The sequence below is a fragment of the Pseudomonas mucoides genome (genome assembly GCF_015461845.1).
GTDB classification, from domain to species: Bacteria; Pseudomonadota; Gammaproteobacteria; order Pseudomonadales; family Pseudomonadaceae; genus Aquipseudomonas; species Aquipseudomonas mucoides.
The window spans coordinates 251,598-271,465 of the sequence record NZ_JACOPW010000006.1; the positions used below are offsets into that span (position 1 = coordinate 251,598).

Consider the following 19,868-nt stretch of genomic DNA (forward strand, 5'->3'; position numbering starts at 1 on the left):
CCGCCCTCGCGAGCAAGCTCGCTCACACAGGTAAATCAACACCCATGAAATCGGCGCTATGACCCAAGCACTCATCGAACTGTCCGACCTGGGCTTCAGTTGGCCCGGTCACCCGCCGTTGCTGGATATCCCGGCGTTTCGCCTGGAGCCTGGCGAAACCCTGTTCCTCAAAGGCCCCAGCGGCAGTGGCAAAACCACCCTGCTCGGCCTGCTCGGTGGCGTGCAGAAACCTGATCGCGGCAGCATTCGCCTGCTTGGCCAGGAATTGACCGAACTCGGTGCCGGTGCCCGCGACCGCTTCCGCGTCGACCACACCGGCTACATCTTCCAGCAATTCAATTTGCTGCCGTTCCTGTCGGTGCGCGAGAACGTTGAACTGCCCTGCCACTTCTCCAAATTACGCGCCGAACGGGCGAAACAGCGCCACGGCAGTGTCGATCAGGCCGCGGCCACCCTCCTCGCCCATTTGGGCCTGAAGGATGAAAGCATCCTCAGCCGCCGCGCCGACTCGCTGTCCATCGGTCAACAACAACGCGTGGCCGCTGCACGAGCGCTGATTGGTCAGCCAGAACTGGTCATCGCCGATGAACCAACGTCGGCGCTGGACTACGACGCTCGGGAAAACTTCATTCGCCTGTTGTTCGCCGAATGCCGTGAAGCCGGGTCGAGCCTGTTGTTTGTCAGCCATGACCAGAGCCTGGCGCCGCTGTTCGATCGCAACCTGTCGCTGGCCGAACTCAATCGCGCCGCCACCCCGTCCGAGGTCTGAGATGTATTTGTTTCGTCTAGCCATGGCCAGTCTGGCTAACCGGCGCTTCACCGCGATTCTCACCGCGTTCGCCATCGCCCTGTCGGTGTGCCTGCTGTTGGCGGTGGAGCGCGTGCGCACCGAAGCCAAAGCCAGTTTCGCCAGCACCATCAGCGGCACCGACCTGATCGTCGGCGCGCGTTCGGGGTCGGTGAACCTGTTGCTGTACTCGGTGTTCCGGATTGGCAACGCCACCAACAACATCCGCTGGGACAGCTTCGAACACTTCGCCAACAACCCGAAAGTGAAGTGGGCGATTCCGATGTCCCTCGGCGATTCCCATCGCGGCTATCGGGTGATGGGCACCACCGAGGCCTACTTCGAGCATTACCAGTACGGCCATCAGCAACACCTGGAACTGGCCGACGGCCGCGCCTTCGCCACCGATCCTTTCGAAGTGGTACTCGGTGCCGAAGTCGCCGACGCGCTGCACTACAAACTCGGCGACAAACTGGTGCTGTCCCACGGCGTGGCGGTGATCAGCCTGGTCAAGCACGACGACAAACCGTTCACCGTGGTCGGCATCCTCAAGCGCACCGGCACCCCGGTGGACCGCACGTTGCACATCAGCCTCGGCGGCATGGAGGCGATTCACATCGACTGGCACAACGGCGTGCCGGCCCGAGGCGAAGGCCGGATCAGTGCCGATCAGGCGCGCAACATGGACCTCACGCCGCAAGCGATCACCGCATTCATGCTCGGCCTCAACAGCAAGATTTCGACGTTCGCGGTGCAACGCGAGATCAACGAATTCCGCGGTGAACCGATGCTGGCGATCCTCCCCGGCGTGGCACTGCAAGAGTTGTGGAGCCTGATGAGCACGGCGGAAAAAGCCTTGTTCGTGGTCTCGCTGTTCGTGGTGCTGACCGGGCTGATCGGCATGCTCACGGCGATTCTCACCAGCCTGAATGAACGTCGGCGGGAGATGGCGATTCTGCGTTCGGTGGGGGCCCGACCGTGGCACATCGCAACGTTGCTGGTGCTGGAGGCATTTGCGTTGGCGTTGGCCGGCGTGATTGCCGGCGTGGCGTTGCTGTATGTGTGTATCGCCGCCGCCCAGGGCTACGTGCAAGCCAATTACGGCTTGTACCTGCCGCTGGCGTGGCCGAGCGAGTATGAATGGACGCTGCTCGGTGGCATCCTGATCGCCGCTTTGCTGATGGGCAGCGTGCCGGCCTGGCGCGCGTATCGCCAATCGTTGGCCGATGGCCTGTCGATCCGACTATGAGGACGTTGAACATGCCCCGCGCCGTACTAGCGCTGCTAATGCTGGTCGCCTTGCCCCTGTGGGCGGCCGAGCCGAAAGACCTGACCTGGTCAGAAATGATCCCGCCGGACGCCGCGCCGGAAGTGCCGAATATGACGCCGCTGCACGACTTGTCGCAGATGAGCAGCACCCTGGCGGCCGAGTCGGCACCCGCCGCCAAGCAGGACATGCCGAATGCGCCGGTGGTGAAGAGCCTGGATGGCCAGAACATTCGCCTGCCGGGCTACATCGTGCCGCTGGAAGTCAGTGAAGACGGGCGGACCACGGACTTTCTGTTAGTGCCGTATTTCGGCGCCTGCATCCACGTGCCGCCACCGCCGTCGAACCAGATCGTGCATGTGAAAAGCGAAGTCGGCGTGAAGCTGGATGAGCTGTATCAGCCGTACTGGATCGAGGGGGCGATGCAGGTCAAGGCGTCCACCAGCGAGCTGGCGGATGCCGGGTATCAGATGGAGGCGGACAAGATTTATGTGTATGAACTGCCGGAGTGAATCCGGTGGTCATGTGTGATCTGACAGATCGCTATCGCGGGCAGGCTCACTCCTACAGGGATCACCTAAATCCTGTAGGAGTGAGCCTGCTCGCGAAGGAGCCCTCAGAGCCAACATAAAAACCAAGGCCATCACCGTTTCATTGAGCTGAATCAAAAGACCGTATTAGAGCGCTTTGTACCATTGGACATCGAAAATTTTTAACGTCCTTTGGAGCCCTCCATGCACAAGTCCTTGCTCAGCGCTTCGCTGTTTGCCTTAGCGCTCACAGCCCCGCTCGCCCATGCCTTCGAGGCCGGCGACATCCTCATTCGTGCCGGTGCCATCACCGTCAACCCGAAAGCCGACAGCTCCAGCGTCAAGGTCGACCAAGGCCCGCTGGCCGGTACCAACCTGGGTGGCAAAGCCACCATGGACAGCGACACGCAGCTGGGCCTGAACTTCGCGTACATGATTGACGCCCACTGGGGTATCGAGCTGCTGGCGGCTACCCCGTTCGAGCATGAGGTGAAACTCAAAGGCACTTCTTTGGGTTCCGCGGCCAACGGTAAACTCGGCACCCTGAAACACCTGCCGCCAACCTTGAGCGTCGTGTACTACCCGCTCGACTCGAAGTCGGATTTCCAGCCGTACCTCGGCGCCGGTATCAACTACACCGTGATCTATGACGAACACGTCGGCAGCGAAGCCCAGGCCAAGGGCTTCAGCAATTTCGAGGCTGAAAACTCATGGGGCCTGGCGTTTCAGGTTGGTGCTGACTACATGATCACCGACAACATCCTGCTCAACGCCCAAATGCGCTACATCGACATCGACACCCGCGCGACCGTCGAAAACGACTCGCTGGCGCCTGGCACACGTGCCAAGGTCAATGTTGACGTAGACCCATTCGTTTACATGGTTGGCCTGGGTTACAAGTTCTAAGCCCCCATAAAAAAAGGCGCCTCAACCGGCGCCTTTTTTGTGGCTGTAAAAAACTCAGCGTCCCAGCAGCCGTGCCAAACCAACACTCATCGGAGTCTGCCCGCAAAAGCTGAAGCGCTGCAGCAAACGCTGGTTGTTCGCCCGGGAATGGCGGATGTCGCCAGAACGCGCCGGGCCGTAGCTGATCGGCGGCAACTCGCCCACCACCGCTTCCAGCGCCTGGAGCATTTGCTTGAGGCTGGTCGCCTGGTTCCAGCCGACATTCACCGCGCCGACTTCAACCTGTGGTTTTTCGATGGCTTGCACCAGCAGGTCCACCAGATCCTCGACGTAGACGAAGTCGCGCGTTTGTTCGCCATCGCCGAACACGGTGATCGGCAGGCCTTTCTGTGCCCGCTCGCTGAAAATGCTGATCACCCCGGAATACGGCGAGGACGGGTCCTGTCGGGGGCCGAAGATGTTGAAGAAGCGGAAGATCACCGGTTCCAGTGCATGCTGGCGCCGGTAGAAATCGAAGTAGTACTCGCTCGCCAGTTTGTCCGACGCGTACGGCGTCAACGGCGCTTTGGCGGTGTCTTCATCAATCGACTCACCTTCGCCATTGTTGCCGTACACCGCCGCACTGGAGGCGAACAGCACGCGCTTGACGCCAGCCTGGCGCATGGCTTCGCAGACATTCAGCGAACTGATGAAGTTGCTCTGGTGCGTCTTCACCGGATCATCCACCGAGGCCTGTACCGACGCCACCGCGGCCAGGTGCGCCACCGCGCTGCAACCGAGCATCGCCTGAGCCACCAGCGCAGCATCGGCGACGTCGCCGACGATCAATTCAAGGTGGGGGTTATCCAGTGGCAGGTTGCTGCGTTTGCCAGTGGACAGGTCATCGAGAATGCGCACCGAATGGCCCTTGGCGAGCAAGGCGTCGGTCAGGTGCGAGCCGATGAAACCGGCGCCGCCGGTGATTAAAACGGGTCCGTCAGCCATGGCGATAAAACCTGTCCAGTAAGCCCGGGAGCGCGGCGCGCCAGGCGCGAGGCTTGATCCCGAACGTGTGCAAAATTTTCTTGCAGGCCAGCACTGCGTGCTGCGGCTCTTCGGCGGCATCCGGACGCGCGGCGTGAGCCTGGGCGGTCGGTGCTTCGATGGCCAGCGGATGCAGACTGCGTGCTTCGGTCAGGATGGCCTGCCCCAGTGCCAGCGGCGTGGTCGCCTCATGCCCGGCGTAATGATAGGTGCCCCACAGTGGCGCTGCACAATCGAGTTGCTTGAGCACCGAGATGATCACCCGGGCCGCGTCGTCGACCGGGGTCGGGTTGCCCCGGCGGTCATCGGCCAGCAGCAGTTCGTCGGGGGTTTCGGCCCGCGCAAGGAAACGCCCGAGCGTGCCTTCAGGGCTGTCATCGAGCAGCCAGCCGAAACGCAGCAAGACGTGCTGCGGGCAGGTCGCGCGAACGCTTTGTTCGATGCGCCACAGCGCCTGACCGCGTAGCCCCAGCGGCACCGGTTCGTCTTTTTCGCTGTAGGCGGTGGCGCGGGAGCCATCGAACACTCGATAGCTCGAAGGTTGCAGCAGCACGATGTTGTGATGCTGGCACAGTTCGGCCAGACGCTCGACCGCGCGCTCCTGCCCGGCCAGACGCCCTTCGCTGACCGTCTCCGCCTGAAACCAGTCGAAGTAGTAGGCGAGGTTGATCAGCGCGTCCGGGCGGGTGTCGTCGAGCAGTTGCGTCAGGCTCGCGGCATCCCAGCCGTCTTGCGGGGGGCGGGGGGCGAGGAAACCGATGTCTTCCTCCGCACCGAGGCGAATCAGCGCCTGCCCAAGGGCATTTCCGCCGCCCAGTAACATAAGGCGCATTCGCATAGAGTCAGCAGGCCCAGTCTGATTGGAACGATGGCTTTATCGACACGGCCCGCGGGCAATGCCGTTGATAGTTGCCGGAATCGTTGCATTTTGCGGGTTTAGTGCGCAACCGTCATCCGTAAAGTGTAGATCCTCCGGATTTGTGGTGCGGCTACTGGCCCTATCGCGGGCAAGCCCGCTCCCACAGGTTTATCGGATGGTCACAGAATATTGGCTCAACACACCTTGTGGGAGCGGGCTTGCCCGCGATAGGGCCCTGAAGTACAGCGCAGATCCCGAGCGGTACTTGCAACTTCATTTCCCCACCCGCATAACTGACTTCATGAATCTGCCAATCCCCATGGACAGCGCCCTGGCAGGCTTCCACCCTGCCGTCAGCGCCTGGTTCAGCAGCACCTTCCCGACGGTCACCGCCGCCCAGGCCCGGGCGTGGCCGTTGATTCGTCAGCGCCGCTCGACCCTGATCGCCGCGCCCACCGGCTCCGGTAAAACCCTTACCGCCTTCCTCGCCGTCATCGACGACCTGGTTCACCGCGGCCTGGAAACCGACGACGGGCTGCCAGACGAAACCCTGGTGGTCTATGTCTCGCCGCTCAAGGCCTTGTCCAACGACATCCAGATCAACCTGCAAAACCCGCTGGCTGGAATCACCACGCAATTACGGGCGATGGGCTTGCCCGAAATGCAGATCAACACCGCTGTGCGCACCGGCGACACCCCGCAAAAAGACCGCTCGGCCATGCGCAAGACCGCGCCGCACATTCTGGTGACCACCCCGGAATCCCTTTACGTGCTGCTCGGCTCCGATTCTGGCCGGCAGATGCTCGGCACCACGCGCACCGTGATCGTCGATGAAATTCACGCCATCGCCGGGAGCAAACGTGGCAGCCATTTGGCCCTGAGCCTTGAACGGTTACAGGCGCTGTGTGCAGAACCGCTGATGCGCATCGGCCTGTCCGCCACGCAAAAACCCATCGAAGCAGTGTCGCGTTTTCTGGTGGGCCGCGACCGTCCCTGCGCCATCGTCGACATCGGCCACGCCCGCCCACGGGACCTGGACATCGAAGTACCGCCCGTGCCGTTATCGGCGGTCATGGCCAATGACGTCTGGGAACAGGTCTACGACCGCCTCGCCGCCCTCGCCCGCGAACACCGGACCACGCTGATTTTCGTCAATACCCGGCGCCTCGCCGAGCGTCTGAGCCGGCACCTGAGCGAACGCCTCGGCAAAGACGCGGTGGCCGCGCACCACGGCAGTCTGGCCAAAGAGTTTCGCCTGGACGCCGAACAACGGCTCAAGCGCGGCGACCTGCAAGTGCTGATCGCCACCGCTTCGCTGGAGTTGGGCATCGACATCGGCGACGTCGATCTGGTGTGCCAAATTGCCTCGCCGCGCTCGATTTCCGGGTTCCTGCAAAGAGTGGGTCGCTCCGGACACCAGGTCGGCGGTACGCCCAAGGGCCGCTTGTTCGCCACCACCCGCGACGACCTGATCGAATGCGCCGCGCTGCTCGATTGCGTGCGGCGCGGCGAACTCGACACGCTGCAGATTCCTACCGCGCCGCTGGACGTACTCGCGCAGCAAATCATCGCCGAAGTCAGTTGCCAGGAATGGTCGGAACAGGCATTGCTGGAGACATTCCGCAACGCCTCGCCGTATGCCGGACTCGACGAAAAACATTATCAGGCGCTGCTGCACATGCTCGCCGAGGGTTACAACGGGCGTCAGGGCATCCGCAGCGCTTACCTGCACCGTGATGCAGTCACCCGCACCCTGCGCGGCCGCCGGGGCGCCAAACTGACGGCGGTGACCAGCGGAGGCACCATTCCGGACAACGCCGACTACAGCGTGTTGCTGGAACCCCAAGGACTGAACATCGGCAGCGTCAACGAAGACTTTGCGGTGGAAAGCATCGCCGGGGATGTGTTCCAGCTGGGCAATACCTCCTACCGGATCCTGCGGGTCGAAACCGGCAAGGTCCGGGTCGAAGACGCTCAGGGCCAGCCGCCGACCATTCCTTTCTGGCTCGGCGAAGCGCCGGGGCGCAGCGCGGAACTGTCATTTGCCGTTGCGCGCTTGCAAGCGCACCTCGACGACCTGCTCGGCGCCACACCGGGCAACCTGCAACCGGCCCTCGACTGGCTGACCGACACCCTCGGCCTGAACCTCGCCAGCGCCGAGCAACTGGTGGATTACCTCGCCCGCGCACGCCTGACGCTCGGCGCCCTGCCGTCACAAGACACACTGCTGATGGAGCGGTTTTTCGACGAGTCCGGCGGCACGCAACTGATCATCCACACCCCGTTCGGCAGCCGCATCAACCGTGCCTGGGGCCTGGCCCTGCGCAAGCGTTTCTGCCGCACGTTCAACTTCGAATTGCAGGCTGCCGCCAGCGAAGACGCGATCGTGCTGTCGCTGTCCACCAGCCACAGTTTTGAACTCGACGACGTCTGGCGTTACCTGCACAGCAACAGCGCCGAGCACATCCTGATTCAAGCGGTCCTCGACGCGCCGTTGTTCGGCGTGCGCTGGCGCTGGAATACCGGTGTCGCCCTGGCCCTGCCGCGCTACAGCGGCGGACGCAAAGTGCCGCCGCAGATCCAGCGAATGAAAAGCGAAGACCTGATCGCCAGCGTCTTCCCCGATCAGATTGCCTGTGTGGAAAACCTCGCCGGCGAGCGCGAAATTCCCGACCATCCGTTGGTGGAACAGACCCTCGACGATTGCCTGCACGAGGCGATGGACAGCGAAGGCTGGCTGACTCTGTTGCGGCGCATGGAACGGGGTGACGTGCGGCTGATCAGTCGCGACTTGCCGGCGCCCTCCCCACTGGCAGCGGAAATCCTCAGCGCCCGGCCCTACACCTTTCTCGACGATGCGCCATTGGAAGAGCGCCGCACGCAAGCCGTGCTCAACCGGCGCTGGACCGACCCACAGTCAACCGATGACCTCGGCGCGCTGGATACCGAAGCGATTCAAGCGGTACGCGATGAGGCCTGGCCGACACCCACCGGCGTCGATGAAATGCACGAGGCGTTGATGAGCCTTGCGTGCATCACCGACACAGAAGCGCAGGCCAATGCGCACTGGCTCGATTGGCTGAACGCCCTGGCCGACAGCGGGCGCGCCAGCCGCTTGCAGATCAACGCCAGGCAATCGTTGTGGCTGGCCCTGGAGCGGTTGACTTGCTGGCAGGCGATTTATCCACAGGCGATTTTGTTGCCTGAACTGCAAGCGTTGCCCGGTTTCGATGAGGTTTGGGCGCCAGAAGAAGCCATCGTTGAAGTGATCCGCGCTCGGCTCAGCGCATTCGGGCCGTTGCCACTGGGCGCGATTGCCGAACCGCTTGGAGTGGCGGCCAATCATGTCACTCAGGCCTTGGCGCAACTGGAACGCGAAGGCTATGTGTTGCGCGGCCGGTTCACGCCCGGCGCGGGTCATGAGGAATGGTGCGAGCGGCATCTACTGGCGCGCATTCACCGCTACACCGTCAAGCGTTTGCGCCGGGAAATCGAGCCGGTGGCGTTACAGGACTTCATGCGTTTTCTGTTCGACTGGCAGCACCTGTCGGTCTCGACTCAGGGCCAAGGCAGCGCGGTTTTGCCGGCGATTATCAGTCAGTTCGAAGGCTACCCCGCCGCTGCATCGGCCTGGGACAGCGACATCCTGCCGGCGCGGATCAAAGATTATTCGCCAGGCTGGCTGGACGATCTTTGCCGCAGCGGAAAACTGGTCTGGACACGCCTGACCGCTCCCAACAAAAGCGCCAGCACGGCGCTGCGCAGCACGCCGATTCTGTTGCTGCCGCGCAGCCAGGTCGGCTTGTGGAGTAGCTTGACCGAGCAGACAGCGGTCAGCGAACTGTCGCCCAAAACACAAAAGGTTCACGAAGCGCTCAGCCAGCACGGCGCGCTGTTTTTCGATGAGCTGATTCACGAAGCCCATCTGCTGCGCTCGGAACTGGAAATCGCCTTGCAGGAACTGGTCGGCGCCGGACTGGTGAATGCCGACAGCTTCGCTGGCTTGCGGGCGCTGATCACCCCGGCCAGCAAACGCCAGAATCGCAGCAGCCGACGCGGGCGCGGGGCATTTGTCGGCGGCATGGACGATGCCGGGCGCTGGGCGCTGTTACGCCGCGGGCCTGCCACGCCGGTTGTGGAGAACCAGCGCCCAGCGCCCACGCCTGTCGAGACACTGGAACACATCGCCATGACCTTGCTGCGACGCTATGGCGTGGTGTTCTGGCGTTTGCTGGAACGAGAGGCGGATTGGCTGCCGAGCTGGCGCGAATTGCTGCGTACCTTTCATCGGCTGGAGGCACGGGGTGAGATACGCGGCGGGCGGTTTGTCAGTGGTTTGGCCGGCGAACAATTTGCGTTGCCCGAAGCTATTCCCCTGTTGCGCGAAGTACGTCGTCGGCCGCATGACGGAAGCTTGATTGCAGTGTGCGGGGTTGATCCGCTGAACCTGGCCGGGACGCTGTTACCGGGAGCGAAGGTGCCGGCGTTGGCGAGTAATCGGTTGGTGTACCGCGATGGGTTGCCGGCGGCGGCGGAGATTGCCGGCACGCAGCATTATTGGCTGGAGCTGGATCAGGTATCGAGTGCTGAGTTACACAACAAACTGATCCGGCATTGATGGTGTCCGGGCGGTCCTCATCGCGAGCAAGCTCGCTCCCACATTGGATGTGCGTCGTTCATACAACCTGTGGGAGCGAGCTTGCTCGCGATAGGGCCATCAGCGTCAACACAAATCACTGAGTTCTAGGCTGATCCGGCAGCAACACCGCCGAATGCTCCTGCGCCAATTCGTCATCCCCATCCATCTGCCGCTGCGGCATAAGAACCTGCTGTGGATAAGTCTGCGCGAAATGCACCCAAGGACTGTTATCCACAAGCTTTTTCAATCGCTGGTTAAACGCCCGGCTCACCGCATATTGCCCCCCCGACACGGTACGGAACTGCGCCGTCAGCACCACGCCATTGAGGTCCATTTTGTCGACCCCGAAGACGTCGAGCGGCCCTTGCAGGTTGTACTTGAGAAACGGGTCGTCGCTGATCGAATGCCCGGCCTCACGGATCAACTCGATCGCCTTGTCGACGTCGGTGTCATAGGTGAACTGCACCGAGAAGAACGCGTAAGCAAATTGCCGGGATTGATTGGTCACTGCCTTGATCTGGCCGAACGGCACCGAGTGCACAAAACCCTTGCCGTCACGCAGGCGCAAGGTGCGGATGGTCAGGCCTTCGACCGTGCCCGCATGCCCGGAATCGAGCACCACCCAATCACCGATCGACAAGGTGTCTTCGATGATGATGAACAGCCCGGTGATGACGTCCTGCACCAGTTGCTGGGAACCGAAACCGATGGCCAGCCCCACCACCCCGGCACCGGCCAGGAACGGCGCGACGTTGATCCCCAGGTTGGCCATGGTGGTGATCGCACAGACCACCACCAGCAGGATTTTCATCGCATTGCGCAGCAGCGGCAGGATGGTTTTCACCCGCGTGCTTGGCTGGCGTGCGGAGCGTTTGTTGACCGGTGGTTTCAGGGCTTCCTGAATCGCCGTGTCGAGCACCACCCAGACCATCCAGGTCACGAGGAAGATCAGGCCGATGCGGCTCAGCGAATCACTGATCGCGCGTCCGACCGTGTTGCTCATCGCGAATTCCAGGAGTGACACCCCCCAGATACGCCCCAGGATGTCGATGAACACAATCGCCATGCTGATCCGCAGCAAGGCGTGTGAAAGGCTCAGAAATCGCTCTTTGTAGGCATTGCTGCGGCGCGCCGCTTGCTCGCTGCGGGACTTGAACAAGTGATGCAACGTCGTGCTGAGAAACACCGTGGCGATCAACAACACGGTGGTGAACAGCGCGCTGCGCAGCACCTGCTGATTGTCATCGCTGATGCTGATCAGGTTCATGACCGAGACCATCACCATCAACAGAATCGGCCAATACCACAGCCCCGAAAAAATCCGCAGCGTCTCGCGCAATGCCGGCTGCTTGAGGCGCTGCGCCAACGGCAGAATGCGGATCAGGTGCGCGACCGGGCGGCGCATCTTGATCACCAGCAGACCAAAGGAAATCGAGGCCCCAAGCCCGGTCAATACCGCGATGCTGCTGGTCAGGTTGCTGCCCAATTGGTGGGCGATCTGCGGGCTGGTCAAGGCATCGCTGAGCGCGACCAGAAAACCGATGCCAAACAGCGGGCGCGGGGTGTAATCGCGGAGAATCTGCACCGCCCGGCGCTTGTGCCCGGTGTTGAACAGGACCACCAATGTGAGCACCAGCGAGGCGGCGAAAATGCCGCTGCTGGTGGCGTAGGCGAAACACAGCGCCAGCGCCCGACCGGCAGACACCGGCAGGTAGTGGCTGACGACAATCGTCAACGGCAGGCTGATCAGCGCCGGCAGGCTGAATGGCAACAGATAACCGAGCACGGCCTGGCCGCGTTCACGGGTGAGCAGCAAGCGGTGCTCGCTCAGTCGCGTGGCGAGCATTCCACCGAGCAGCCAGAGCATCGCAAAAACGCTCATCCATACACCGGACAAAATCAGGAAATCCCCCATCACGCTCCAACTGGAACGCGCCGAGGGATGATTGACCAGTTGATCCACTTCGTCCGCCGCTCGGTCTGCGCGCAATCGCCAGGCGTCGACCAGGTCTTCGTTGAGATCAAGTTTGCTCTCGACCTCATCGATGCTCGAACTGATCGCCCCGAGCAAACCGCCCTGGACCAGTGGCTCCGGCTGAGCTGGTGGCGTCGCGGCGGTGCTGGTCGCCGGCAGGCCCGGCAGCGTTGCCGCTTGCAGCCCGAGGCTGCATGTGAACAGAAGTAGCGCCAGCGGTATCGCAGTTTTGAACTTGAGCAAAACGGGGAGCTCCGTCGAAAAAGTCTGTAAGAACCTGATCGGAAAATAGCGGGTAAGTTCGGTTTTGGCCGCGGGATAAAGGACGGGGCCATTCCCTGTGGGAGCAAGCTCACTCCCGCGAATAACTGTAGAGCACTGTCGATATTTGACCTTAACGCAAATATCAAATGCTCCCTCCTGTATTTTTCCGCACAACCGGAACCCCGACACTGCGCTCCATTCACTCAAACCCACCGGAGTTGCAGTCATGCCCATTGCCTTGCTCGCGCTGACCCTCAGCGCCTTCGCCATCGGGACGACCGAGTTCGTCATCGTTGGCCTGTTACCCACCATCGGCGCCGACCTTGGCGTCAGCCTGCCGTCCGCCGGCCTGCTGGTCAGCCTCTATGCCCTGGGCGTGGCCATCGGCGCCCCGGTACTGACGGCCCTGACCGGCAAAGTCCCGCGCAAAATGCTGCTGCTGTCGCTGATGGTGCTGTTTACCCTCGGCAACTTGCTGGCCTGGCAAGCGCCGAGCTACGAGTCGTTGATCATTGCGCGGATCGTCACTGGCCTGGCCCACGGGGTGTTTTTCTCGATTGGCTCGACCATCGCCACCAGCCTGGTGCCCAAGGAAAAAGCCGCCAGTGCGATTGCCATCATGTTCACCGGCCTGACCGTGGCGCTGGTCACCGGTGTGCCGCTGGGGACGTTCATCGGTCAGCATTTCGGCTGGCGTGAAACCTTCCTCGCGGTGTCGGCCTTGGGCGTAATCGCCTTCATTGGCAGCCTGATCTACGTGCCGAAAAACATCGCCCACAGCAAACCCGCTTCACTGTTGCAGCAATTGCAGGTGCTCAAGCAACCGCGCCTGCTGCTGGTGTACGCCATGACGGCGGTGGGTTATGGCGGTTCGTTCATCGCGTTCACCTTCCTGGCGCCGATTCTCCAGGACATTTCCGGCTTCAGCGCCGGCACGGTGAGCCTGGTGCTGCTGGTCTACGGCGTTTCGGTGGCGGTGGGGAACATCTGGGGCGGCAAACTGGCGGACACGCGTGGCCCGATCAGCGCGCTGAAAATCATCTTCGCCTTGCTCGCGGCGGTGCTGTTCATGTTGACGTTTACTGCCGGCAATCCATGGCTGGCGCTGGTCACGGTGCTGGTGTGGGGCGCCGTCGCGTTCGGCAACGTGCCGGGCCTGCAAGTGTATGTGGTGCGTCAGGCCGAACATCACACGCCGCAGGCGGTGGATGTCGCCTCGGGGTTGAACATTGCGGCGTTCAACCTCGGTATTGCAGGAGGTGCGTGGGGTGGTGGTTTGATTGTTGCGCACCTGGGGTTGATTCATACCGCGTGGATCGGTGGCCTGGTGGTGTTGGTGGCATTGGCGCTGACGGCGTGGAGCGGTCGGCTTGATCGGTTGGGGCCGGTGTATCAAGGTTCAACCCGAATCGTCGCCGGGCACTGATTTAACCTGAAGGAGTGAGCCTGCTCGCGATAGCGGTGAATCAGTCGCTGTGAATGTTGACTGACACTCCGTCATCGCGAGCAGGCTCACTCCTACATTGGATATGTGTGTGCCGTACCGTCCGTAGTCCCGTCGAAACTTTCTCTCCCGCCCGGCAGTCATCCAAAGACAGGGCTGTCCGAGGACCATCAGACGGGAGGCGACATGGCGGCGATTCATATCGGCATTTCAGGCTGGCGTTATGCGCCTTGGCGGGGGAGTTTCTACCCAAAGGGGCTGACCCAGAAACGCGAATTGCAATTCGCGTCGCGGGCAGTCAACAGTATTGAAATCAATGGATCGTTTTACGCCTTGCAACGGCCGGAACGTTACGCCGAGTGGTACGCCGACACCCCGCCGGGTTTCGTCTTCAGCGTCAAAGGCCCGCGTTTCATTACCCACATCAAACGCCTGCGGGATGTCCATCATCCACTGGCAAACTTTTTCGCCTCCGGGGTGCTGGAGCTCAAGGAAAAGCTTGGGCCGATCCTCTGGCAATTCCCGCCCAACTTCAAATTCGACGCCGATGTGTTCGAAAGCTTCCTCGAACAATTACCCCACGACACCCAGCAGGCAGCCACCCTCGCCCGCCAGCACGATTCGCACCTGAACGGCCACGCCAGCCTCACGGCGCACAAGAAAAAACCTGTACGGCATGCCGTGGAAATCAGGAACGAAAGCTTTGTCGACCCGGCGTTCATCCGTCTGCTCAAACGCTACAACGCCGCGCTGGTGATTGCCGATACGGCGGGTAAATGGCCGTACCGCGAAGACCTCACCAGCGATTTCGTCTACCTGCGCCTGCACGGTGCCGAAGAGCTCTACGCCAGCGGCTACCCCCCGCAGGCGCTGAAACGCTGGGCCGACCGGATCGATGCCTGGGTGCATGGCCAGCAACCGTCGGACGCGCAATTGATCGCACCTCGGCAGAAACCCAAGGCCCGCAAATCCCGCGAGGTGTTCTGTTATTTCGATAACGACATCAAGGTCCGCGCGCCCTTCGATGCGCGGCGCCTGCTCGAGCGCTTCCACCTCGACAACGAACTCGCCACCGCCCCCGGTGAGCCGGCAGCGGAAGGCGTGCTGCCATGAACATTCCCGAGCCGCTCGACGCAGCGGATGAGCCGTCCGCCCTCCTGACCGCCGTGCGCCGCTTCACGGTGCTGACGGTCAATACGCACAAAGGTTTTACCGCACTGAACCGGCGTTTCATCCTGCCGGAGTTGCGTGAAGCGGTGCGCAGCGTGTCCGCCGACGTGGTGTTTTTGCAGGAAGTCCATGGCGCCCATGAGCAGCATCCCATGCGCTACAGCAACTGGCCGGCGATGCCGCAGTACGAATTCCTCGCCGACACGTTGTGGCCGCAGTTCGCCTATGGCCGCAACGCGGTCTACCCGGCGGGCGATCACGGCAATGCGCTGCTGTCGAAATTCCAGATCATTCGCCATGACAACCTGGACGTGTCGATCATCGGCCATGAAAACCGCGGCCTTCTGCATTGCGTGCTACGCCTGCCCGGTGACGGTCAGGAAATCCACGCCATCTGCGTGCACCTGGGGCTGCGCGAAGCCCATCGCACTGAACAGCTAAAACTGTTGAGCCGACGCCTCGCAGAGTTGCCCGACGATGCGCCGGTGATCGTGGCCGGGGACTTCAATGACTGGCGTCAGCGCGCCGATGTGCTGCTCAAGCCGTGTGGCCTGCGTGAAGTGTTCGCCGAACATCACGGCAAACCGGCGCGCAGTTTTCCGGCGCGAATGCCGGCGCTTCGACTGGACCGCATCTACGTGCGCAACCTCAAGGCCAGTCGTCCGCAGGTGTTGGCGGCGCGCCCCTGGTCACACCTTTCCGACCACGCACCGCTGTCGGTGGAGATCGAACTATGAGCATCCCGTCGATGGAAGAAACCCGCGCGGAACACCTGTCCACAACCCCGACCACCCGTGAGCCCGGCGTGGTCAATGTCGACTACGGCTGGCAAGGCAACAACCGGGTCGAGTTGCTGGAAAACGGTGAAGCGTATTTCCCGAGAGTGTTCGAGGCCATGCGTCAGGCCACCACGGAAATCCTCCTGGAAACCTTCATCGTGTTCGAGGACAAGGTCGGCAACGAGCTGCAGCAAGTGCTGATCGACGCGGCCCAGCGCGGCGTGCGGGTCACCGCCAGTCTCGACGGCTTTGGCTGCGGCGAATTGAGCACCGGGTTCCTGGCGGCGTTGAGCCAGGCCGGCGTACACATCCAGATATTCGATCCGGCGCCAAAGCATCTGGGCATTCGCACCAACTGGTTCCGTCGGCTGCACCGCAAGATCGTGGTGGTCGACGGCACGATTGCCTTCATCGGCGGGATCAATTTTTCCGCCGACCATCTGGGCGACTTCGGCCCCGAGGCCAAACAGGATTACTCGGTTGAAGTGCAAGGCCCGGCGGTGGCCGACATTCATCACTTTGCGCTGCTGCAATGCGGGCGCCCGGCCCGTGCCAAATACTGGTGGCAACGACGCCGGCAGCGGCGCTCGGAATTGGCCTTCAACGATCATGACGGTCAGGTTCGGCTGGTGTACCGCGACAATGGCGACCATCGCTCCGACATCGAGGAGGTTTACCGGCTGGTGTTGCGCAGCGCCAAGCGTCGGGTGGTGATCGCCAACGCCTACTTCTTTCCCGGTTATCGCTTGCTGCGCGAGATCCGCAACGCGGCGCGCCGTGGTGTCGATGTGCGGCTGATCCTGCAAGGGCAGCCGGACATGCTGGTGGCCAAGCTCGCGGCGCGCATGACCTATGACTATCTGCTCAAGTCAGGCGTGCAGATTCACGAGTATTGCGAGCGGCCGCTGCACGGCAAAGTCGCATTGGTGGATGAGGACTGGAGCACCGTCGGTTCGAGCAACCTCGACCCGTTGAGCCTGTCCATGAACCTGGAAGCCAATGTGTTGATCCGCGACCGTGCGTTCAATCGCACGCTGTTCGAACGCCTTGAACACCTGAGCGACAACCACTGCAAAGCCATGTCCGTCGACAACGCCCCGCGCGGACGCATCTGGCACATGACGGTCGGCTTCCTGGTGTTTCACTTCCTGCGGCATTTCCCCGCGTGGGCAGGTTGGCTGCCGGCCCACAAGCCGCGCCTGAAGCCCTTCAGCCAGCCGACCGGGAGCGATCACCATGTCCCGCGCTGAAGCTCATTCGACCCCACACATCGGGCACCCGGCGAAATCGCGCTGGAGCCGCTGGAAACGGCCATTGACCCTGCTGTTTTTCCTGGCGCTGATTGTCTTGCTGACGATGCTCGCCCAGCGTCTCGAATGGAACGAAGTCTTCGACACCCTGGCCGATTTCAAGGTACGCACGCTGGTCATCGCCTCGGGGCTGACGCTGTTGAGCTTTCTGGTGTACGCCTGTTTCGACCTGATCGGCCGCACCTACATTCGACAGGACCTGACGTGGAAACAGATCCTGCCGGTGGGGATCATCAGCTATGCGTTTAACCTTAATCTGAGTGCATGGGTGGGTGGCATCGCCATGCGCTATCGGCTGTATTCACGGTTGGGTGTGAGCAAGGGCAACATCGCGAAAATCCTCGGCTTGAGCCTCGCGACCAATTGGTTCGGCTACATGGTGATTGCTGGCGTCGTGTTCAGCAGCGGCCTGGTGCGCATGCCGCCCGGCTGGAAACTCAGCAGCGATGCATTGCAAGGCGTCGGTGTGGTGCTGCTGTTGGTGAGTGCCGGTTACCTGGTCGCCTGCCGGTTTTCCAAGCGTCGGGAATGGGCGATTCGCGGGGTGGAAATCAACCTGCCATCGCTGCGCATGGCGGTGCTGCAACTGGCACTGGGGGCGCTGAACTGGTCGTTGATGGCGGCGGTGATTTTTACTTTGTTGCCGAGCAAGCTGGACTATCCGCTGGTGCTGGGTGTGCTGCTGATCAGCGCCATCGCCGGGGTCATCACGCATATCCCGGCAGGGCTTGGGGTGCTGGAGGCGGTGTTTGTGGCGCTGCTGCAACATGAGGTTTCGCGGGGGAGCCTGGTGGCGGGGTTGCTGGCGTATCGGGCGATTTATTTCATCTTGCCGTTATTGATTACATTGGTGATGTATCTGGTGGTGGAGGCCAAGGCCAAGTCGTTGCGGATCTCGAAGAAACCTTCTTGAGTATGGGGGGAGTCGGATGCCGCCATCGCGAGCAGGCTCACTCTTACATTTTGGATCGCGGTCTACCTGTAGGGTGGGCCTGCTCGCGATGACGGACTCGAAAACAGCGAAGATTTCTCAGCGGGATTGAATAATGCTCAACCGCTCACCCACCACCATCTCGGTAATCCAGTCCACCAGAATCGAGGTATACGCCTGCTGCGAAACCGGGTCGCTCAAGGCGTGATCGGCGCCGTCGATAATCCGGTGGGTCAGCGAGTGGGTCTGCTGACACGCCGCGCGGTAACTCATGATGGCTGCGTGGGGCACATAGTCGTCAGTCTCGGATTCAACCAGCAGCACATCACCGGTGAATTGCGAGCAGGCATGCAGTGCCCGGTTGCTGTCGGCGCGGATCAACGTGCTGCGGTAATCGCGCAGATCGGTCTTGTCCAGCTCACGCTTGGGTGTGTGCCACTGATCGTCGCGATACAGCGCCGGCACCCGCAGCGCCAGCCAACGCACCGGACGTAATGACGTCAGTATCGCGGCCAGGTAACCGCCATAACTGGTGCCGACCACGGCGATGGCCGAGGTGTCGAGCGCCGGGTGCGCGAGCAGCCGGTCATACGCCGCCAGCAGGTCGCGCAAATTGTCTTCACGGGTGACGCGCGTCAGCGGGATTCCGGTGCCGCCGGTGTGACCGCGCAAGTCGAACGTCAGGCACACGCACCCCAGACCGGCGATGCCTTTGGCCCGCTCCAGATCCCGCTCCTGGCTACCGCCCCAACCGTGCACGAACAGCACGCCGGGGACCTTGGATTTGGGGCTGAGAAAAGTCCCGCTCATCTGTTCATCGTCGATGTCGATCTGAATGGTTTCACTTCTAGCCGTCATAGGATTTGACCGTTACGTACTTGAGAAGAAAGTCACTGTTTTCTGCGGGGCCGCGGTACACCTCGATGGCGTCCGCCGGCAGCGGTTGATCGATGTAGGTTTCGACGGATGACACACGAATCGCGCGCATCCGCGGATCATTGACGAAGCTCTGCAACGCGGCCACTTCCGCGCTGCTGGCACCGCCCATGCGCCAGGACTGCTCCAGCACACCGCTACGTGGCTTGCCGTTACTGTCCAGCCCCTGAGCAATGTCGTAGTTGCGCCGTGACGCATAGAAACCGGGATAGGCCTCATCGGCGGCGCTGTCAAACACTTGCGCTTGGCGGATCGCCAATCGCACGTCATCCGGCAACGGCAGCTTGAGCAGGTCCTCGTAATAACCCGGCACCACCAGCAGGTTGGAGCCGCCGTACACCCGCTCGCCCTGCCCGTCTTCGATCAAGTATTGATCACCGCAGTAACTCAGCACGGTGTCGCCGATAAAACTCTGGCCGACACTGTGGGTAATCACGTCACTCAGGTCCTGCTCCAACACTACGCCTTCGGCGAACAGCTTGCTGGCATCAGGTCTGGCGAGAATGGCGTCGAACTGGTCGAGGCTTTCAATCACTTCCTGTCCCCGTCCGGCGCAGGCATGCACCGGCTTGAGCCGGATCGGGCCGTTGTAGAGCAAGTGTTCGGCGGCGGGCCGCGCATCGTCGAGGGAGAACACGCTGAGGCCATCCAGCACCACGTTGCGCACGCGTTCGGAAAACAGCGGTGACCAGCCTGGTGGGGCATAAGCATTCTTGTTGAGCAAACCATGGCTGATGGCTTTGGTGCAGATGAAATCGTGGTCGACGTAGCCGCCCCACAAATCTTCCGGCCCTTTGACGCCCATTTGCCGGGCGGCAGCGGCGCCTACCAGGGTCTGGGTCGGCAGCAGGTAGAGATCCCGGCCGTCATGCAATTTCTGATCAAAACTGCCGCCGTACTTAAGGCCCAGAATCTGCGCCAGCCAACGGGCCAGGGCGCGATTGGTTTCGACTTCATGCTGTGGCGCATCGGGGCCCACGGAATGGGCGACCACCAGTTTTTTGCGGCTTGTTGGGGTCATGCGTCCCCCTTCAAATGGCGATTGATG

At 61.8% G+C, this 19,868-nt stretch carries 15 protein-coding genes; 10 read left to right on the top strand and 5 right to left on the bottom strand.

Translation table 11 applies throughout. The features are described from left to right. Positions 1-58: 58 nt before the first annotated feature. The 4 genes from H8F22_RS24485 (at position 59) to H8F22_RS24500 (ending at position 3,490) form a co-directional block, all read left to right on the top strand. Positions 59-769 (top strand): ABC transporter ATP-binding protein, encoded by a 711-nt coding sequence (locus tag H8F22_RS24485; protein WP_027924348.1) that lies wholly within the window; start codon positions 59-61, stop codon positions 767-769. A 1-nt stretch (position 770) separates the two neighbouring features. Then, complete coding sequence (locus H8F22_RS24490) at positions 771-2,036, top strand: ABC transporter permease (RefSeq protein WP_027924349.1); 1,266 nt, start codon at positions 771-773, stop codon at positions 2,034-2,036. Positions 2,037-2,047: 11 nt separating this feature from the next. Further along, positions 2,048-2,566 carry a DUF3299 domain-containing protein gene (locus tag H8F22_RS24495; RefSeq protein WP_027924350.1) on the top strand — a complete coding sequence of 173 codons (519 nt, stop codon included), beginning with the start codon at positions 2,048-2,050 and terminating at the stop codon, positions 2,564-2,566. 222 nt (positions 2,567-2,788) lie between these two features. Further along, on the top strand, positions 2,789-3,490 hold the full coding sequence (locus tag H8F22_RS24500; RefSeq protein WP_027924351.1) for an OmpW/AlkL family protein: 702 nt from the start codon (positions 2,789-2,791) through the stop codon (positions 3,488-3,490). Positions 3,491-3,544: 54 nt separating this feature from the next. On the opposite strand, the gene H8F22_RS24505 is transcribed toward H8F22_RS24500, so the two are convergent. Continuing rightward, positions 3,545-4,474 (bottom strand): NAD-dependent epimerase/dehydratase family protein, encoded by a 930-nt coding sequence (locus H8F22_RS24505; protein ID WP_027924352.1) that lies wholly within the window; start codon positions 4,472-4,474, stop codon positions 3,545-3,547. Beyond that, positions 4,467-5,351: a sugar nucleotide-binding protein gene (locus H8F22_RS24510; RefSeq protein WP_027924353.1), complete on the bottom strand. Its 885-nt coding sequence runs from the start codon at positions 5,349-5,351 to the stop codon at positions 4,467-4,469. The genes H8F22_RS24505 and H8F22_RS24510 overlap by 8 nt, the downstream gene beginning before the upstream one ends. 322 nt (positions 5,352-5,673) lie before the next feature. Here H8F22_RS24510 and H8F22_RS24515 point away from each other — a divergent pair, with 322 nt between their 5' ends. Next, positions 5,674-9,990, top strand: a complete 4,317-nt coding sequence (locus H8F22_RS24515; protein WP_194940786.1) for a DEAD/DEAH box helicase — start codon at positions 5,674-5,676, stop codon at positions 9,988-9,990. A 115-nt stretch (positions 9,991-10,105) separates the two neighbouring features. Here H8F22_RS24515 and H8F22_RS24520 read toward each other — a convergent pair whose 3' ends face one another. Continuing rightward, a complete protein-coding gene (locus H8F22_RS24520) occupies positions 10,106-12,229 on the bottom strand; it encodes a mechanosensitive ion channel family protein (RefSeq protein WP_194940787.1) in 2,124 nt (707 codons plus the stop codon). Between the two features lie 247 nt (positions 12,230-12,476). On the opposite strand from H8F22_RS24520, the gene H8F22_RS24525 reads away from it, so the two are divergent. The 5 genes from H8F22_RS24525 (at position 12,477) to H8F22_RS24545 (ending at position 17,866) form a co-directional block, all read left to right on the top strand. Continuing rightward, positions 12,477-13,676 carry an MFS transporter gene (locus H8F22_RS24525; protein ID WP_027924356.1) on the top strand — a complete coding sequence of 400 codons (1,200 nt, stop codon included), beginning with the start codon at positions 12,477-12,479 and terminating at the stop codon, positions 13,674-13,676. A gap of 204 nt (positions 13,677-13,880) precedes the next feature. After that, entirely contained in the window at positions 13,881-14,807 is a 927-nt protein-coding gene (locus tag H8F22_RS24530; protein ID WP_027924357.1) for a DUF72 domain-containing protein, read from the top strand. Further along, positions 14,804-15,601 (top strand): endonuclease/exonuclease/phosphatase family protein, encoded by a 798-nt coding sequence (locus H8F22_RS24535; protein WP_194940788.1) that lies wholly within the window; start codon positions 14,804-14,806, stop codon positions 15,599-15,601. The genes H8F22_RS24530 and H8F22_RS24535 overlap by 4 nt, the downstream gene beginning before the upstream one ends. After that, positions 15,598-16,893 (top strand): cardiolipin synthase ClsB, encoded by a 1,296-nt coding sequence (clsB, locus tag H8F22_RS24540; protein ID WP_027924359.1) that lies wholly within the window; start codon positions 15,598-15,600, stop codon positions 16,891-16,893. Before H8F22_RS24535 ends, clsB begins: the two co-directional genes overlap by 4 nt. Next, positions 16,880-17,866: a lysylphosphatidylglycerol synthase domain-containing protein gene (locus tag H8F22_RS24545; RefSeq protein ID WP_027924360.1), complete on the top strand. Its 987-nt coding sequence runs from the start codon at positions 16,880-16,882 to the stop codon at positions 17,864-17,866. Before clsB ends, H8F22_RS24545 begins: the two co-directional genes overlap by 14 nt. Before the next feature lie 117 nt (positions 17,867-17,983). On the opposite strand, the gene H8F22_RS24550 is transcribed toward H8F22_RS24545, so the two are convergent. After that, entirely contained in the window at positions 17,984-18,742 is a 759-nt protein-coding gene (locus tag H8F22_RS24550) for an alpha/beta hydrolase family protein (RefSeq protein WP_027924361.1), read from the bottom strand. Continuing rightward, on the bottom strand, positions 18,732-19,841 hold the full coding sequence (locus tag H8F22_RS24555) for a DUF3182 family protein (protein ID WP_059182087.1): 1,110 nt from the start codon (positions 19,839-19,841) through the stop codon (positions 18,732-18,734). Before H8F22_RS24555 ends, H8F22_RS24550 begins: the two co-directional genes overlap by 11 nt. Between the last annotated feature and the right edge of the window lie 27 nt (positions 19,842-19,868).

What these genes read in the sequence shown, in the direction of transcription:
- H8F22_RS24485 (WP_027924348.1), top strand. Translation starts at nt 59, where the DNA reads ATGACCCAAGCACTCATCGAACTGTCCGACCTGGGCTTCAGTTGGCCC.
- H8F22_RS24535 (WP_194940788.1), top strand. Translation starts at nt 14,804, where the DNA reads ATGAACATTCCCGAGCCGCTCGACGCAGCGGATGAGCCGTCCGCCCTC.
- H8F22_RS24500 (WP_027924351.1), top strand. Translation starts at nt 2,789, where the DNA reads ATGCACAAGTCCTTGCTCAGCGCTTCGCTGTTTGCCTTAGCGCTCACA.
- H8F22_RS24510 (WP_027924353.1), bottom strand. Translation starts at nt 5,351, where the DNA reads ATGCGAATGCGCCTTATGTTACTGGGCGGCGGAAATGCCCTTGGGCAG.
- H8F22_RS24515 (WP_194940786.1), top strand. Translation starts at nt 5,674, where the DNA reads ATGAATCTGCCAATCCCCATGGACAGCGCCCTGGCAGGCTTCCACCCT.
- H8F22_RS24550 (WP_027924361.1), bottom strand. Translation starts at nt 18,742, where the DNA reads ATGACGGCTAGAAGTGAAACCATTCAGATCGACATCGACGATGAACAG.
- H8F22_RS24505 (WP_027924352.1), bottom strand. Translation starts at nt 4,474, where the DNA reads ATGGCTGACGGACCCGTTTTAATCACCGGCGGCGCCGGTTTCATCGGC.
- H8F22_RS24545 (WP_027924360.1), top strand. Translation starts at nt 16,880, where the DNA reads ATGTCCCGCGCTGAAGCTCATTCGACCCCACACATCGGGCACCCGGCG.
- clsB (WP_027924359.1), top strand. Translation starts at nt 15,598, where the DNA reads ATGAGCATCCCGTCGATGGAAGAAACCCGCGCGGAACACCTGTCCACA.
- H8F22_RS24555 (WP_059182087.1), bottom strand. Translation starts at nt 19,841, where the DNA reads ATGACCCCAACAAGCCGCAAAAAACTGGTGGTCGCCCATTCCGTGGGC.
- H8F22_RS24530 (WP_027924357.1), top strand. Translation starts at nt 13,881, where the DNA reads ATGGCGGCGATTCATATCGGCATTTCAGGCTGGCGTTATGCGCCTTGG.
- H8F22_RS24525 (WP_027924356.1), top strand. Translation starts at nt 12,477, where the DNA reads ATGCCCATTGCCTTGCTCGCGCTGACCCTCAGCGCCTTCGCCATCGGG.
- H8F22_RS24495 (WP_027924350.1), top strand. Translation starts at nt 2,048, where the DNA reads ATGCCCCGCGCCGTACTAGCGCTGCTAATGCTGGTCGCCTTGCCCCTG.
- H8F22_RS24490 (WP_027924349.1), top strand. Translation starts at nt 771, where the DNA reads ATGTATTTGTTTCGTCTAGCCATGGCCAGTCTGGCTAACCGGCGCTTC.